The organism is Kluyvera ascorbata ATCC 33433 (assembly GCF_000735365.1).
GTDB classification, from domain to species: domain Bacteria; phylum Pseudomonadota; class Gammaproteobacteria; order Enterobacterales; family Enterobacteriaceae; genus Kluyvera; species Kluyvera ascorbata.
The window spans coordinates 13,588-27,935 of the sequence record NZ_JMPL01000053.1; the positions used below are offsets into that span (position 1 = coordinate 13,588).

13 protein-coding genes and 1 pseudogene are annotated in these 14,348 nt (G+C 57.3%); 7 read left to right on the forward strand and 7 right to left on the reverse strand.

Annotated features, from left to right (window positions below):
• Positions 1–102 precede the first annotated feature (102 nt).
• The 3 genes and pseudogenes from GKAS_RS13590 to speG all read left to right on the forward strand — a co-directional run.
• Positions 103–1,897 (forward strand): annotated as a pseudogene (locus GKAS_RS13590) (adenine deaminase); the annotation flags it as partial.
• Between the two features lie 17 nt (positions 1,898–1,914).
• Positions 1,915–3,258, forward strand: coding sequence for an NCS2 family permease (locus tag GKAS_RS13595; RefSeq protein WP_035894892.1), 1,344 nt, complete (start codon positions 1,915–1,917; stop codon positions 3,256–3,258).
• A 155-nt stretch (positions 3,259–3,413) separates the two neighbouring features.
• Complete coding sequence (speG, locus tag GKAS_RS13600) at positions 3,414–3,971, forward strand: spermidine N1-acetyltransferase (RefSeq protein ID WP_035894893.1); 558 nt, start codon at positions 3,414–3,416, stop codon at positions 3,969–3,971.
• A 34-nt stretch (positions 3,972–4,005) separates the two neighbouring features.
• On the opposite strand, the gene GKAS_RS13605 is transcribed toward speG, so the two are convergent.
• Positions 4,006–4,905 carry a LysR family transcriptional regulator gene (locus GKAS_RS13605; protein ID WP_035894894.1) on the reverse strand — a complete coding sequence of 300 codons (900 nt, stop codon included), beginning with the start codon at positions 4,903–4,905 and terminating at the stop codon, positions 4,006–4,008.
• 154 nt (positions 4,906–5,059) lie between these two features.
• On the opposite strand from GKAS_RS13605, the gene GKAS_RS13610 reads away from it, so the two are divergent.
• The gene (locus GKAS_RS13610; protein ID WP_035894895.1) at positions 5,060–5,377 is read left to right on the forward strand and encodes an RcnB family protein; all 318 of its coding nucleotides are present in this window, start codon (positions 5,060–5,062) and stop codon (positions 5,375–5,377) included.
• Positions 5,378–5,428: 51 nt separating this feature from the next.
• Here GKAS_RS13610 and apbC read toward each other — a convergent pair whose 3' ends face one another.
• The gene (gene apbC / locus GKAS_RS13615) at positions 5,429–6,538 is read right to left on the reverse strand and encodes an iron-sulfur cluster carrier protein ApbC (RefSeq protein WP_035894896.1); all 1,110 of its coding nucleotides are present in this window, start codon (positions 6,536–6,538) and stop codon (positions 5,429–5,431) included.
• A 138-nt stretch (positions 6,539–6,676) separates the two neighbouring features.
• Here apbC and metG point away from each other — a divergent pair, with 138 nt between their 5' ends.
• Positions 6,677–8,710 carry a methionine--tRNA ligase gene (gene metG, locus GKAS_RS13620; RefSeq protein ID WP_035894897.1) on the forward strand — a complete coding sequence of 678 codons (2,034 nt, stop codon included), beginning with the start codon at positions 6,677–6,679 and terminating at the stop codon, positions 8,708–8,710.
• 94 nt (positions 8,711–8,804) lie between these two features.
• On the opposite strand, the gene GKAS_RS13625 is transcribed toward metG, so the two are convergent.
• Genes GKAS_RS13625 through GKAS_RS13635 form a run of 3 tightly spaced genes read right to left on the reverse strand, consistent with a single transcriptional unit; the run spans position 8,805 to position 11,723 of the window.
• The gene (locus tag GKAS_RS13625) at positions 8,805–9,272 is read right to left on the reverse strand and encodes a YehS family protein (protein WP_035894898.1); all 468 of its coding nucleotides are present in this window, start codon (positions 9,270–9,272) and stop codon (positions 8,805–8,807) included.
• Between the two features lie 49 nt (positions 9,273–9,321).
• Positions 9,322–10,041, reverse strand: coding sequence for a two-component system response regulator BtsR (gene btsR, locus GKAS_RS13630; protein WP_035894899.1), 720 nt, complete (start codon positions 10,039–10,041; stop codon positions 9,322–9,324).
• Entirely contained in the window at positions 10,038–11,723 is a 1,686-nt protein-coding gene (locus tag GKAS_RS13635) for a sensor histidine kinase (protein ID WP_035894900.1), read from the reverse strand. The genes btsR and GKAS_RS13635 overlap by 4 nt, the downstream gene beginning before the upstream one ends.
• 210 nt (positions 11,724–11,933) lie before the next feature.
• On the opposite strand from GKAS_RS13635, the gene GKAS_RS13640 reads away from it, so the two are divergent.
• Positions 11,934–12,653, forward strand: coding sequence for a MerR family transcriptional regulator (locus GKAS_RS13640; RefSeq protein WP_035894903.1), 720 nt, complete (start codon positions 11,934–11,936; stop codon positions 12,651–12,653).
• Positions 12,654–12,712: 59 nt separating this feature from the next.
• Positions 12,713–12,826 (forward strand): protein YohO, encoded by a 114-nt coding sequence (locus GKAS_RS24860; protein ID WP_115073879.1) that lies wholly within the window; start codon positions 12,713–12,715, stop codon positions 12,824–12,826.
• Here the strand turns inward: GKAS_RS24860 and GKAS_RS13645 are convergent.
• Positions 12,801–13,538 carry an ABC transporter permease gene (locus GKAS_RS13645; RefSeq protein WP_035894901.1) on the reverse strand — a complete coding sequence of 246 codons (738 nt, stop codon included), beginning with the start codon at positions 13,536–13,538 and terminating at the stop codon, positions 12,801–12,803. The genes GKAS_RS24860 and GKAS_RS13645 overlap by 26 nt on opposite strands.
• Positions 13,522–14,348: ABC transporter ATP-binding protein (locus tag GKAS_RS13650; protein ID WP_035894905.1), on the reverse strand; the 827-nt coding region annotated here is incomplete at its 5' end. The genes GKAS_RS13650 and GKAS_RS13645, both read right to left, overlap by 17 nt.

The following is a 14,348-nucleotide window of genomic DNA, read 5'->3' on the forward strand; positions in this document are numbered from 1 at the left end:
ACGCAGGATAAGCTGAAGTTATCAGGTGATAAATTTAATCATATGAGCAACCGTTTGCTCTGCCCTTAAAGTAGCACGCATTATCCCTGTGCCGGAGTTGTTATGTCCAGCAATGCTGAAAACCGCCGCCGCGCCGTTCAGGCCGCACGAGGCGAGTCCCCGTTTGATCTTTTGCTCACCGATGCCGCTATTGTTGATATGGCGACCGGCGAAGTTCGCGAAGCTGATGTTGGTATCGTTGGCGATATGATTGCCAGCGTGCACCCACGCGGCAGCCGCAGCGACACGCTGGAACGCCACTCTCTGCCCGGCGTTTACCTCTCTCCCGGCCTGATGGACACCCACGTTCACCTCGAAAGTTCGCACCTGCCGCCGGAACGCTACGCCGAAATCGTGCTGGCACAGGGCACTACCGCCGTATTCTGGGACCCGCATGAGCTGGCAAACGTGCTGGGCGTGGCGGGCGTGCGCTACGCCGTAGAAGCCAGCCGCCATCTGCCCCTGCAGGTGATGGTTGCCGCGCCGTCAAGCGTACCGTCTACGCCGGGTTTAGAAATGTCCGGGGCCGATTTTGCCGGTGCCGAAATGGAAACCATGCTCGGCTGGCCGGAAGTCCGCGGCGTGGCTGAGGTGATGGACATGCACGGCGTGCTGCACGGTAGCTGCCGGATGCAGGAAATCGTGCAGGCGGGGCTCAACAGCGGCAAGCTGATTGAAGGCCATGCCCGCGGGCTGAGCGGTGCCGATCTACAGGCCTATCTTGCCGCAGGCGTAACCTCCGATCACGAGCTGACCTCCGCCGACGACGCGCTGGAAAAACTGCGCGCCGGGCTGACGCTGGAAATTCGTGGTTCACACCCTTACCTGCTGCCGGATATCGTCAAGGCGTTGAAATCTCTGCCGCATCTCTCTTCGCAGATTACCGTCTGCACCGATGACGTGCCGCCGGACATGCTGCTGGACAAAGGCGGTATTATCGCGCTGCTGAACCTGCTGATTGAACATGGCCTGCCCGCAACCGATGCCCTGCGTTTTGCCACCCTTAACGCCGCTATTCGTTTGCAGCGTCACGACCTGGGGCTGATTGCCGCCGGGCGTCGCGCAGACCTCGTGGTATTCGACTCACTGGAAAAATTAGAAGCCCGCGCGGTGTATGTTGCCGGACGGCAAATTGCCCGCGATGGCAAGCTGCTGAATGCGCTCTCCGCTGCCGTTGGGGTGACGCCACCGCGCAATACCCTGCAACTCTCCCCGCTTCAGGCCACCGATTTTGCGCTGCGCGTCAACGATATTCAGCACGGTACCGCCCGTCTGCGCCACATCCGCGGTGCACGCTTTACCCAGTGGGGTGAAATCGACATTCAGATTCGTAACGGCGAGGTCCAAATCCCCGCAGGCTTCAGCCTTATCTGGGTGAAGCACCGCCACGGCCGTCACGAAGCCAAACCGCAGATTGCCCTACTGGAAGGCTGGGGTGAGCTGCGCGGCGCGATTGCCACCAGCTACTCGCACGACTCGCACAACCTGGTGGTGCTCGGCCGCAACGCTGAAGATATGGCGCTGGCCGCTAATCAGCTTATCGCCTCCGGTGGCGGCATGGCGCTGGCGCAAAATGGCGACATTCTGGCACACGTTGCCATGCCGATTGCCGGGATGCTCTCCGACAAACCGGCCGAAACGCTGGCCGCCGAGTTTCGCAACCTGCGCGACCTGAGCGCCATGGTGGCCGACTGGGAACCGCCGTATCGCGTCTTTAAAGCGATTGAAGGCACCTGTCTTGCCTGCAACGCCGGGCCGCATTTAACCGATTTAGGGCTGACCGATGGCACCACGCGCCAGATAGTCGACCCGGTACTGGATAGCCGGGAAACCCCGGAACACACAACACAACAATAATCATGGGAGCGCCACACAATGGCCGATAATACCCTTCAAACGCCAACCGCTGGGAGTTGGCTTGAACGACGTTTTTCGTTGTCTTCACGCGGCAGTTCACTGCGCACCGAATGCCTGGCAGGGGTCACCGGGTTCCTTGCCGCGGCCTATCTGCTGGTAGTGATCCCCGGTTTACTGGCCGTTGGCGGTATGGATAAAGGCGCGGCGACAACGGGCACGATTTTGGTGTTCGTTGGCGGTACGCTGCTGATGGCGTTCTACGCTAATCTACCGTTTATCGTTGGCCCTGGCATCGGTGGTTCAGTGCTGGTGGGCGTGACGCTCGCAGGCAGCGAAGGCATAGGCTGGCAGATTGGTCTCGGCATCGCCTGCTGGTCGGGCATTCTCTTCTTCCTGCTGACCAAATTCGGCCTGCGGGAAGTGGTTACCCGCTCGGTGCCACAGTCAATCAAGCTAGGGTTAACCGCGTCTATCGGTCTGTTCGTGGCGGTATTAGGTTTTCGTAACGCCGGGCTGGTGCTGGCCAACGCCAAAACCAATTCACTGATGCTGGGCGACTTTATGGCACCAGGCGCGCTGGTCGCACTGTGCGGTTTATTCCTCGCGATAGCGCTACAAGCCCGTCGCATTCCGGGAGCCATTTTATGGGCGATTTTATTCGCCACCCTGGTCGGTATTCCCGCTGGCGTGACGCATTTGCCCGCCAGCTTTATCGATATGCCGCACTCGCTGACGCCGGTGCTCGGTCACGTCGATATGCTGGGCGCGCTCAATATCGCTTTCCTGCCGTTCCTGTTCGTCTTTTTTGCCTCTGAGTTTTTCTCCACGATGGGTACCACGCTCGCCGTAGGCGGTGAAGCCGGGCTGCTGGATAAAGAAGGCAATATGCCGCACATCAACCGTCCGTTTATGGTCGATTCGATTGCCGCCGCTATCGGCCCGTGGCTCGGTATTCCGGCAGCAACCGCGCTGATTGAATCCTCGGCGGCGGCGGAAGCCGGTGGTAAAACTGGCCTGACGGCGCTGGCGGCGGCAGTGATGTTCTTGCTGATGCTGTTGTTCACCCCGGTAGCGCTAATGATCCCAAAAGAAGCCACCGCGCCCGCGCTGATGCTGATTGGACTGAATATGTTCAGCGGCCTGCGTAAGGTTGACCTCGGTAACTTCACCGACGGGCTGCCGGTGCTGATGATGGTAATGATCACCCTGATCGCCAACAGCTTCGGCACCGGGATTGCCGGCGGTCTACTGTTCTTTATCGTGATTAAGACCATTGCCGGAAAATGGCGTGAAATTCCCATCGGGCTGTGGGTACTGGCGGTGCCGCTGGTGTACTACTTTGCCACGCTGGTGAAGCACTAATTCCCCTACCCTCATCAGGCGAGCGCCTCCGCCTGATGAGGGCCTAAAATAGGTTGTCTTACATCGCTGAATTAATTGTAATTTTTTTCAAATCTTGATGACGCCCACCGCAAACAGATAATATATTTCCAGTTTCCCAAGAGGCTGAAAATATTATGCCAGAACCATCAGACATTAAACTAAGACCCCTTGAACGCGAAGATTTGCGCTTTGTGCATCAACTCGATAATAACGCAAGCGTAATGCGTTATTGGTTCGAAGAACCTTATGAGGCCTTCGTTGAGCTGAGCGACCTTTACGATAAGCATATTCACGATCAGAGCGAACGCCGTTTTGTCATTTCGTTTAATGGCAATAACGCAGGCCTGGTGGAGCTGGTTGAAATAAACCATATTCACCGCCGAGCCGAGTTTCAGATTATCATCTCGCCGGAATACCAGGGCAAAGGCCTGGCGACACGCGCCGCTAAGCTGGCAATGGATTACGGTTTTACGGTACTGAATCTCTATAAGCTCTATCTCATCGTGGATAAAGAGAACGCCAAAGCGATTCATATTTATCGTAAGCTTGGGTTTATCCAGGAAGGCGAATTAATTCATGAGTTCTTCGTTAACGGTGAATACCGCAACACGATACGAATGTGTATTTTCCAGCATCAGTATTTAGAACATAACAAGTCGACGGGCGGGCTACTGAAACCGACGGCGCAATAGCGTCCTCCGCCGGTCCAGTCCAGCGTAACGGCGGCTAAAGCTGCTTTGTCGCACATTCCGCTTTCACCGCCTCATACAGCAACCGCACCGCCGCAGAAAGCTGCTTGCGGTGTGGGCAGATCATATTGAGCGGCACCACATCACCTTGATACTGCGGCAGCAGCACCTTGAGCCGCCCTTCGCGCAGGTCGTCGCAGGCATCCAGCATCGATTTAAACGCTACGCCCTCTCCCGCAATCGCCAGGCGACGAATCACCTCGGCATCATCGCTGGTGATACTGCCGCTGACCTGGACGCTGTACTCTACGCCATCCTGGCTGAGCGGCCAGCGGTCAAACGCTCTGCCGCGCAGCACGTAAGTCAACGCATTGCATTTTTCGAGGTCGGCGAGCGTCTGCGGCTCGCCGTGGCGCGCGATCCAGTCGGGTGATGCCACCACCACGCGGCGGTTATCCGGCGCGACCGGGAGAGACACAAACGAGGCATCGTGGTTTTCGCCGTAGCGAAACGCCACGTCTACCGGGTCTTTGAAGACATCGGTGAGATGATCGGAAAACAGAATGCGCAGCCGCAGCGCCGGGTGACGCTCGCGGAAACGACGAAACACGTTCAGCAGCAGGTTACGGCCGAGATCTGACGGCACGGCGATTTGCAGCGTACCGCGCACCTCATCATCCGGCGTGTGGATTTTTTGTAGCCCATTTTGCAGCGCGTCCAGCATCTGTAAGGCATACGGCAGCCAGGCCTCACCTTCTACCGTCAGACGCAGGCTGCGCGTGGAGCGCGCGAACAGGCGCACGTTTAGCGCTGTCTCCAGCCGTTTAATCGCTGAACTGACCTGCGCCGGGGGGATGCCCGCTTCTCGCGCCGCATCGCTAAAGCTGTTCAACGCGGCGGCGCGTACGAACAGTGATAAGTCTTCCAGCCTGAACATAAAGGTCCTTAGAGGCGGGTGCCAGAATTATCCTCAAATGAGAGGTCGTCGCTGTTTGCTTACACTTTTTAAGAAACCAGCGCTTGCCATTGAGGGCGCGCATCAGGAATCATACGGAGCTGCAATTTTATATCCAGGATAATATGGGGATAGTATGCGTAAAACAAAAATGATGCTTCTGGGCGTACTGTTGGCAACGGCGGGCGCGGCGTGGGCTGCTCCGGCTACCGGTATTCAGCAGTATGAGCTGAAAGAGTTCACTGCCGACTTCACGCAGTTCAAGATTGGTGATAAAGCGCCAGCCATGTACCTGACGCCAGAGTACAACATCACGCAATGGCAGCAGCGTAACCTGCCAGCGCCGGACGCAGGCACCCGCTGGACGTACATGGGCGGTAACTATGTGCAAATTAGCGATACCGACGGCACCATTAGCAAAGTCTACGACGGCGAGATTTTCTATCACCGTTAATGAATAAAGGCCGGGCGCATCAGTGATGCGCCCGGCCTCTTTTTACCTGTGTTACACCGCGCGGAACGCGATGTCGCCAGGGATCACTTCGCCCTGCCAGTAGAGCTGCGCCGCAACGCGCCCCGCCAGTCGACGATAAATCTCGGTAAATTCACTTTCCGGGCGCGCAACCACCGTCGGCGTACCGTTATCCAGATCTTCACGCAGATTGATGTGCAGCGGCATCTGGCCCAGCAGTTGGGTATGATACTTCTCTGCCAGCTTCTCTGCGCCACCGGTGCCAAAAATCGGCTCGTGATGACCGCAGTTGCTGCAGATGTGCATGCTCATGTTCTCCACGATACCCAGCACCGGCACTTCCACTTTTTCGAACATCACAATGCCTTTTTTGGCATCGATCAACGCGATATCCTGCGGCGTAGTGACCACAACGGCCCCGGTCACCGGAATGTTTTGCGCCAGCGTCAGCTGGATATCACCGGTACCCGGCGGCATGTCCAGCACGAGGTAGTCGAGATCCGGCCACATGGTCTCCTGCAGCATCTGCATCAACGCTTTGCTGGCCATCGGGCCACGCCACACCATGGCGTTGTCGTCAGTGACCAGATAGCCGATGGAGTTGGTTGCCAGGCCGTGCGCCATAATCGGCGCCATATGGGTGCCGTCTGGTGAGGTTGGACGCTGGTTTTCCGCGCCCAGCATGTTCGGGATAGACGGGCCGTAGATGTCGGCATCGAGGATGCCCACTTTCGCCCCTTCCGCGGCCAGCGCCAGCGCCAGGTTCACGGCGGTGGACGATTTACCCACCCCGCCTTTGCCGGAGCTGACGGCAATAATATTCTTCACGCCGGTGACGCCCGGCTGGTTTTTCACGCGTTTCAGCGTGGCTATGCTGTGCGACAGCTTCCAGTCGATGGCTTTCGCCCCGGTCACCCGCAGCAGTTCAGCGCTGGTTTGCTCTTTTAATTCTTCAAAGGCGCTGTGCCAGACAAACGGCATCTGCAGTTCGATGTGCACGGTATCGTCAAGCCAGGCGACGTGGTGCAGCGCTTTTAGCGTCGTTAAGTTGTGCTTCAGGGTGGGGTGCTGGAAGTTTGCCAGCGTGCCGGCGACCATCGCACGTAGACGTTCAGGTGATTTGGCCTGGGATTCTGAGTTCATCCCGACTCCTTTGTTGTTTTCAATTGCTTTCAGTACGCCTAAGTCTACCACAGGTACGCTCAAGCATGTATGGCACACCCTCTACCCTTTTGGTAATATCAAAACCCCTTTTTTCAAACAGAAGAAGTAATACCCACTATGACTCAAGTCGCGAAGAAAATTCTGGTAACGTGCGCGCTGCCGTACGCCAACGGCTCCATCCACCTCGGCCATATGCTGGAGCACATCCAGGCTGATGTCTGGGTCCGTTACCAGCGAATGCGCGGCCACGAGGTTAACTTCATCTGCGCGGACGATGCCCACGGCACGCCAATCATGCTGAAAGCACAGCAGCTGGGTATTACCCCAGAGCAGATGATTGCCGAAATGAGTCAGGAGCATCAGACTGATTTTGCGGGCTTTAACATCAGCTACGACAACTACCACTCGACGCACAGCGACGAGAACCGCGAGCTGTCCGAGCTGATTTATGGTCGCCTGAAAGAGAACGGTTTTATTAAAAACCGCACCATCTCTCAGCTGTACGATCCGGAAAAAGGCATGTTCCTGCCGGACCGTTTCGTCAAAGGCACCTGCCCGAAATGTAAATCACCGGATCAATACGGGGATAACTGCGAAGTGTGCGGCGCGACCTACAGCCCAACCGAGCTTATCGAGCCGAAATCCGTCGTCTCTGGCGCCACGCCGGTGATGCGCGAGTCTGAGCACTTCTTCTTTGACCTGCCGTCCTTCAGCGAAATGCTGCAGGCATGGACCCGCAGCGGCGCGTTGCAGGAGCAGGTCGCGAACAAAATGCAGGAATGGTTTGAATCCGGCCTGCAGCAGTGGGATATCTCCCGCGATGCGCCGTACTTCGGTTTTGAAATCCCGAACGCGCCGGGCAAATACTTCTACGTCTGGCTGGATGCGCCAATCGGCTACATGGGCTCCTTCAAGAACCTGTGCGACAAGCGCGGCGACACCACTAGCTTCGACGAGTACTGGAAGAAAGACTCTACCGCCGAGCTGTATCACTTTATCGGCAAAGATATCGTCTATTTCCACAGCCTGTTCTGGCCTGCCATGCTGGAAGGCAGCAACTTCCGTAAGCCGACCAACCTGTTCGTGCACGGCTACGTGACGGTGAACGGGGCGAAGATGTCCAAGTCTCGCGGTACCTTTATTAAAGCCAGCACCTGGCTCAAGCACTTTGATGCCGACAGTCTGCGCTACTACTACACCGCGAAGCTCTCTTCCCGCATCGACGATATCGACCTGAACCTGGAAGATTTCATCCAGCGCGTCAACGCCGACATCGTGAACAAGGTGGTGAACCTGGCTTCGCGTAACGCTGGCTTTATCGCTAAGCGTTTCGACGGCGTGCTGTCCGCGGAACTGGCTGACCCAGAACTGTACAAAACCTTCACCGACGCGGCTGCCAGCATTGGCGAAGCGTGGGAAAGCCGTGAATTCGGTAAAGCCATTCGTGAAATCATGGCGCTGGCCGACGTCGCTAACCGCTACGTTGACGAGCAGGCACCGTGGGTTGTCGCTAAACAGGAAGGCCGCGATGCCGACCTGCAGGCTATCTGCACAATGGGCCTGAACATGTTCCGCGTGCTGATGACCTGGCTGAAACCGGTTCTGCCTGAGCTGGCTGCACGTACCGAAGCGTTCCTCAATACCGAGCTGAGCTGGGATGCTATCAACGCGCCGCTGGTGGGCCATAAGATCAACACCTTCAAGGCGCTGTATAACCGTATTGAAATGAAACAGGTGGAAGCGCTGGTGGAAGCGTCTAAAGAAGAAGTGAAAGCAGCCGCTGCCCCGGCTACCGGCCCGCTGGCGGATGACCCGATCCAGGAAACCATCACCTTTGATGATTTCGCCAAAATTGACCTGCGCGTGGCGCTGATTGAAAACGCCGAGTTCGTGGAAGGCTCCGACAAGCTGCTGCGCCTGACGCTGGATCTCGGCGGCGAGAAGCGTAACGTCTTCTCCGGCATCCGCTCTGCTTACCCGGACCCACAGCCGTTGATCGGTCGCCTGACCGTGATGGTGGCGAACCTGGCACCGCGTAAAATGCGCTTCGGCATCTCGGAAGGGATGGTGATGGCGGCAGGTCCTGGCGGGAAAGATATCTTCCTGTTAAGCCCGGATGACGGTGCGAAACCAGGCCAGCAGGTGAAATAATCTGCATAAAAAAAACGCTGCTTCGGCAGCGTTTTTTATTTGTCTTTCGTTGCATTTCCGGCGGCGCTTCGCTTGGCCGGGAAACTACTGATGATTACTTCGCTGCGTGCTCGCGAATCGCCAGACCGCGCAGGAAATAGCGCAGGAACTGGTCGCCGCATTCGCGGAAGTTTTTATGATCCGGGGCGCGCATCATGGCAGTAATTTCCGGCATAGAGACGCGGAACTGCTGCTGAGTCAGGATAGCCAGAATATCGTCTGTTTTTAGCGCAAACGCGATACGCAGCTTTTTCAGCATGATGTTGTTGTTGATACGACGTTCCACCGCCAGCGCCGGAGCAGACTCGTCGCGACCGCGCTTTTCATAAATCAGGCCGTTCAGGAAGCACGACAGCATAATGTCCGGGCAACGCACGAAGCCTTCCTCATCCTCTTTGCGCAGCCACGGCGCCAGCTGTTCAACGCTGACTTCAGCTTCGCCCAGCGCGAAAACACGCACCAGATCGTTATTGTTCATTTTCAGGATGTAGCGGACGCTGCGTAAAATATCGTTACTGACCATAGTGCCTTCGACGGTGGTAATGAAAAAATGATGGCTGATTCTACACGAATTATAGCCCCAACGCCTCTTTCAGGGTCTTCAAATAGCGACGACTTACCGGCACGGTCTGCCCGTTGCGCAGCAACAGTTCGGCCTGACCATTGTCCTCCAGACGAATTTCCTTCAGGTGCGCCATGTTTACCAGATGCTGGCGATGACAGCGAATCAGCGGCGTACGGCTTTCCAGCGTGCGCAGCGTCAGCTCGGTAAAGCCCTCTTTGCCCTCGCCGCTGGTGACGTAAACGCCGCTCATCCGGCTGCTGACAAACGCCACGTCGTCCATTTGTAGCAGGTAAATTCGGCTGTGCCCGGTGCAGGGAATAAACTTCAGCGCCTGCTGATTTTCGCCCAGCACCGACATATCCTGCGCCGCCCGCTCCTGGCGCAGGCGCATCAGGGTCTTTTCCAGCCTTTTTTCTTCAATCGGCTTAAGCAGATAGTCAAACGCATGCTCCTCAAAGGCCTTGACCGCGTACTCATCAAAAGCGGTCAGAAAGACAATGTAGGGGCGATGTTCCGGGTCGAGCATGCCCACCATCTCAAGCCCGCTGATGCGCGGCATCTGGATATCCAGAAACAGCACATCCGGTCGTAGCTTATGCACCGCGCCAATGGCTTCCACCGCGTTAGCACACTCTCCGACGATGTTCACATCCTCGTGCGTCTGCAGCAGAACGCGCAGATTCTCCCGCGCCAGCGGTTCATCATCGACAATCAACACGTTAATCATGCACTCTCCTCCAGAGGTAACCGCAGAGTGACGCGGGTAAAACGGTCAGGTTCACAGGCAACGGCAATCCCGCATTCGTCGCCAAAACGCATCCGCAGACGCTTATCCACCAGGCTCATGCCCAGACCGCTAGACTGAGCGCCAGGCTGATACAGCCCGGCGTTATCTTCAATATCCAGCACCAGATGCCTGTCCTGCTGGCTGGCACGCAACGTAATCTCGCCCACGTCCATCAGCTGCGAAGTGCCGTGCTTAATCGCATTTTCGACAATGGGCTGGAGGGTAAATGCCGGAAGCTGCTGGTGCGCCAGCACCTCTGGAATATCCAGATGCACCTGTAGCCGCGACTGAAAGCGCGCCTTCTCAATTTGCAGATAAGCGTTCACGTGCTCAATCTCGTCTGCCAACGTCACAATCTCCGACGGACGTTTGAGGTTTTTACGGAAAAAGGTCGACAGATACTGTACCAGTTGGCTTGCCTGTTCGCTGTCGCGGCGAATCACCGCTTTCAGCGTGTTAAGGGCGTTAAACAGGAAGTGTGGATTCACCTGGGCATGCAGCAGTTTAATCTCCGACTGGGTCAGCAGCGCCTTCTGCCGCTCGTACTGCCCGGCAAGAATCTGCGCCGACAGCAGCTGAGCAATCCCCTCGCCTAAGGTACGGTTGATCGAGCTGAACAGGCGATTTTTAGCTTCGTACAGTTTGATAGTGCCAATCACCCGCTGGTTCTCACCGCGCAGCGGGATAACCAGCGTCGAGCCGAGCTTGCAGTTGGGGTGAATCGAGCAGCGGTACGGCACTTCGTTGCCGTCGGCATAGACCACTTCGCCGGTCTCAATCGTTTTTTGCGTGTAGCGTGAAGAGATCGGTTTGCCAGGCAGATGATGGTCCTCACCGATGCCGGTAAAGGCCAGCAGCTTCTCGCGGTCGGTGATGGCCACCGCACCGATATCCAGCTCCTGAATCAGCACCTGTGCCACCTTCATGCTGTTCTCTTCGTTGAAGCCCTGACGCAGGATACCTTCCGTCGACGCCGCAAGCTTCAGCGCGGTGGCGGAAAAGGCCGAGGTGTACTTTTCAAACATCGCCCGTTTGTCGAGCAGGATGCGCATAAACAGCGCCGCGCCCACGGTGTTGGTCACCATCATCGGCGCCGCGATGCTCTGCACCAGATGCAGCGCGTCTTCAAACGGGCGGGCGATCAGCAGAATAATCAGCATCTGCACCAGCTCCGCCACCAGGGTGATAGCACCCGCCGTCCACGGGCTGAAGACTTTATCCGGGCGACCCCGGCGAATCAGCAGGCTGTGCACCAATCCACCGAGAAGCCCCTCGACGATGGTCGAAATCATGCAGCTCAACGCCGTCATGCCGCCCATCGAATAACGATGCAGACCGCCAGTCAGCCCGACCAACCCTCCCACCAGCGGGCCGCCCAGAAGCCCGCCCATCACCGCGCCAATCGCGCGCGTATTGGCAATGGAGTCTTCAATATGCAGGCCAAAATAGGTACCGAGAATACAGAAAATAGAAAACGTGACGTAGCAGAGCAGCTTGTGCGGCAGGCGCACGGTGACCTGCATCAACGGAATGAAGAGACGCGTCTTGCTCATTAACCAGGCGATAACCAGGAAAACACACATCTGCTGAAGCAGCAGCAACACCAGATTAAACTCGTACATACCACGTCACCACAACAGAAATAAAACTGCGTAACATACACATAGTCGGCATAACTTTCTTTGAAACCTGGCAATAAAAGTGCAAAAAATGCTACCGATCACATTTTATCGCACACATTTGACATGGAGGTGGATAAAAAACAACCAGGACAGGTCAGCGCAGCAATCTCCGTCTAAAGTTAAAGGGGATATCGCATGCCGGAGGAAAAGATGGCGCTTTACACGATTGGCGAAGTCGCGCAGCTCTGTGATATTAACCCGGTAACGCTTCGCGCCTGGCAGCGGCGATATGCCCTCCTGAAGCCGCAGCGTACCGACGGCGGCCATCGCCTGTTTAATGATGACGATATCGACCGCATCCGCGAAATTCAGCGCTGGATAGAAAACGGCGTTCAAGTGAGCAAAGTCAAAGGCCTGCTCAGCGAGCAGCAGGATGGCTGGCGCGAACAGCAGGAAAAAGCGCTGAACTATCTTCGTAACGGTCACCTGCACCCGCTGCGCCTGTGGGTGAAAGAACTGCGTCGCAGCTACAGCGCCCGCACGCTGGTCGACTGCCTGTTTAATCCGCTGCGTCTGCGTCTGCAAAGCGCGCAATTCGTGCTACAAACGCTGCTGGGCCTGCTTGACGGGGTATTGATTAACGATATCGCGCTCAATTTGGCCTCCGGCCGCCGTAAGTCAGGGCCGCACGCGTTGGTCATCGGCTGGAACGTCGCCGACATGACGCGCCTATGGCTTGAAGGGTGGGTGGCCTGTGAGCAGGGCTGGCGGGTTGACGTGATGGCCCATTCGCTCACCCACGTTCAGCCGGAACTGTTCCCCGGCCAGACGCTGTTAATCTGGTGTGGCACCACCCCGAGTACCGTCCAGCTACAGCAAATGTCGCGCTGGCAGGAGGAGGGAGTCGCCTTCCCGCTCCCCGCAAATTAATCGTTCGTTAACAGACGAGCTTCGCGGTATAATCTTTTGGTTAACAAAAGGAGTACACCATGAAGTCAAGCAAACTCGCCGCGATCATCATTTTTGGGCTGATGGCTATCAGCGGTATTGGCGGTGTCATGCTCGCGGGATATTCGTTTATTGTGCGTGGCGGTGTCGGCTGAGCCGTAAACTCAGCCGCTCAAAGGCGCGGTCGACGATAATCGCCGCCAGCGCCACCAGAATGGCCCCCTGCACCACGTAGGCCGTATTAAATCCGCTCAGGCCAATGATAATTGGCGTGCCCAACGTATTTGCCCCAACCGTTGAGGCAATCGTTGCTGTGCCGATATTAACGATAACCGAGGTGCGAATCCCCGCTACGATAACCGGTGCCGCTAACGGTAGCTCAACCTGACGCAGCCGCTGCCAGCCCGACATCCCCATCCCTTGTGCAACGCTTAATGCGCTCTCGGAAACCACCGCCAGCCCGGCTAGCGTCCCCTGTAATACGGGCAGAATGCCGTACAAAATCAGCGCAATAATCGCCGGTTTTTCGCCAAACCCCATTACCGGAACGGCCATCGCCAGCACGGCGACCGGGGGAAAAGTTTGCCCCATCGCGGCTAATGTCTCGACCAATGGCCGGAATTCACTGCCCGCCGGGCGCGTCACCAGCACACCCGCACTGACCCCAATCACTATCGCCGACAGGCTCGAGACCCCCACCAGCCAGGCATGCGCCAGCGTTAGCGAGAGAAATCCGGCCTGCTGGTAGAGCGGGCGCGGCTGTTCAGGAAACAGAAAATGAAACAGCGGCTCGCTGTAAGGCAAGCCGACGAGCAGCCCGACAAACAGCGCCAGCAGCCACAACAGCGGATCACGAAGCAGGCGCATCGCTCAACTCCTCTCGTAGCAGGTCGGCAAAATGCAGCGTGCCGCAGACCTGACCTGCCGCATCCGCCACCGGTAACACGGTGCGCCGCTGCGCCATAAAACCGGAGAGCGCATCGCGCAACGACGCGGTGGCGGTAATCGCCTCCCCTTCGGCGCACTCGCCATGACGCATGTAGTCCATCACCTGACGCAGCGACAGCAACCGCACACCGAGTTCACTGCGTCCGAAAAAGGTACGGACGAATTCGCTGCCCGGCTGGCTGAGCATTTGCAGCGGCGTGCCCTGCTGTACCACTTCACCGCCGTCCATCAGAATCAGGTTATCCGCCAGGCGCAGTGCTTCGTCGATATCATGAGTTACCAGCACGATAGTTCGCCCCAATAACTGATGAATTCGGCGCATCTCTTGCTGGAGCGCCCCGCGGGTGACCGGGTCTAGCGCGCCGAAAGGTTCATCCATCAATAGCACCTCAGGGTCGCCCGCCAGCGCACGCGCCACGCCGACGCGCTGCTGCTGGCCGCCGGAGAGCTGGTGCGGGAAACGCGTGCGCAGCACCGGTTCCAGCCCCAGTAGCGCCATCAGTTCGTCAATTCGCGCGTCCACCTTCGCCTTCGGCCATTTCAGCAGCTGCGGCACGGTGGCGATGTTTTGCGCCACCGTCCAATGCGGGAACAGACCGATAGACTGAATGGCATAGCCCATGCGACGGCGCAGGGCGAGCAGCGGCTGCTCGCGGATATCCTGCCCGGCAAAACGGATGCTCCCGCTATCGGGCTCTACCAGCCGGTTAATCATTTTGAGCGTGGTCG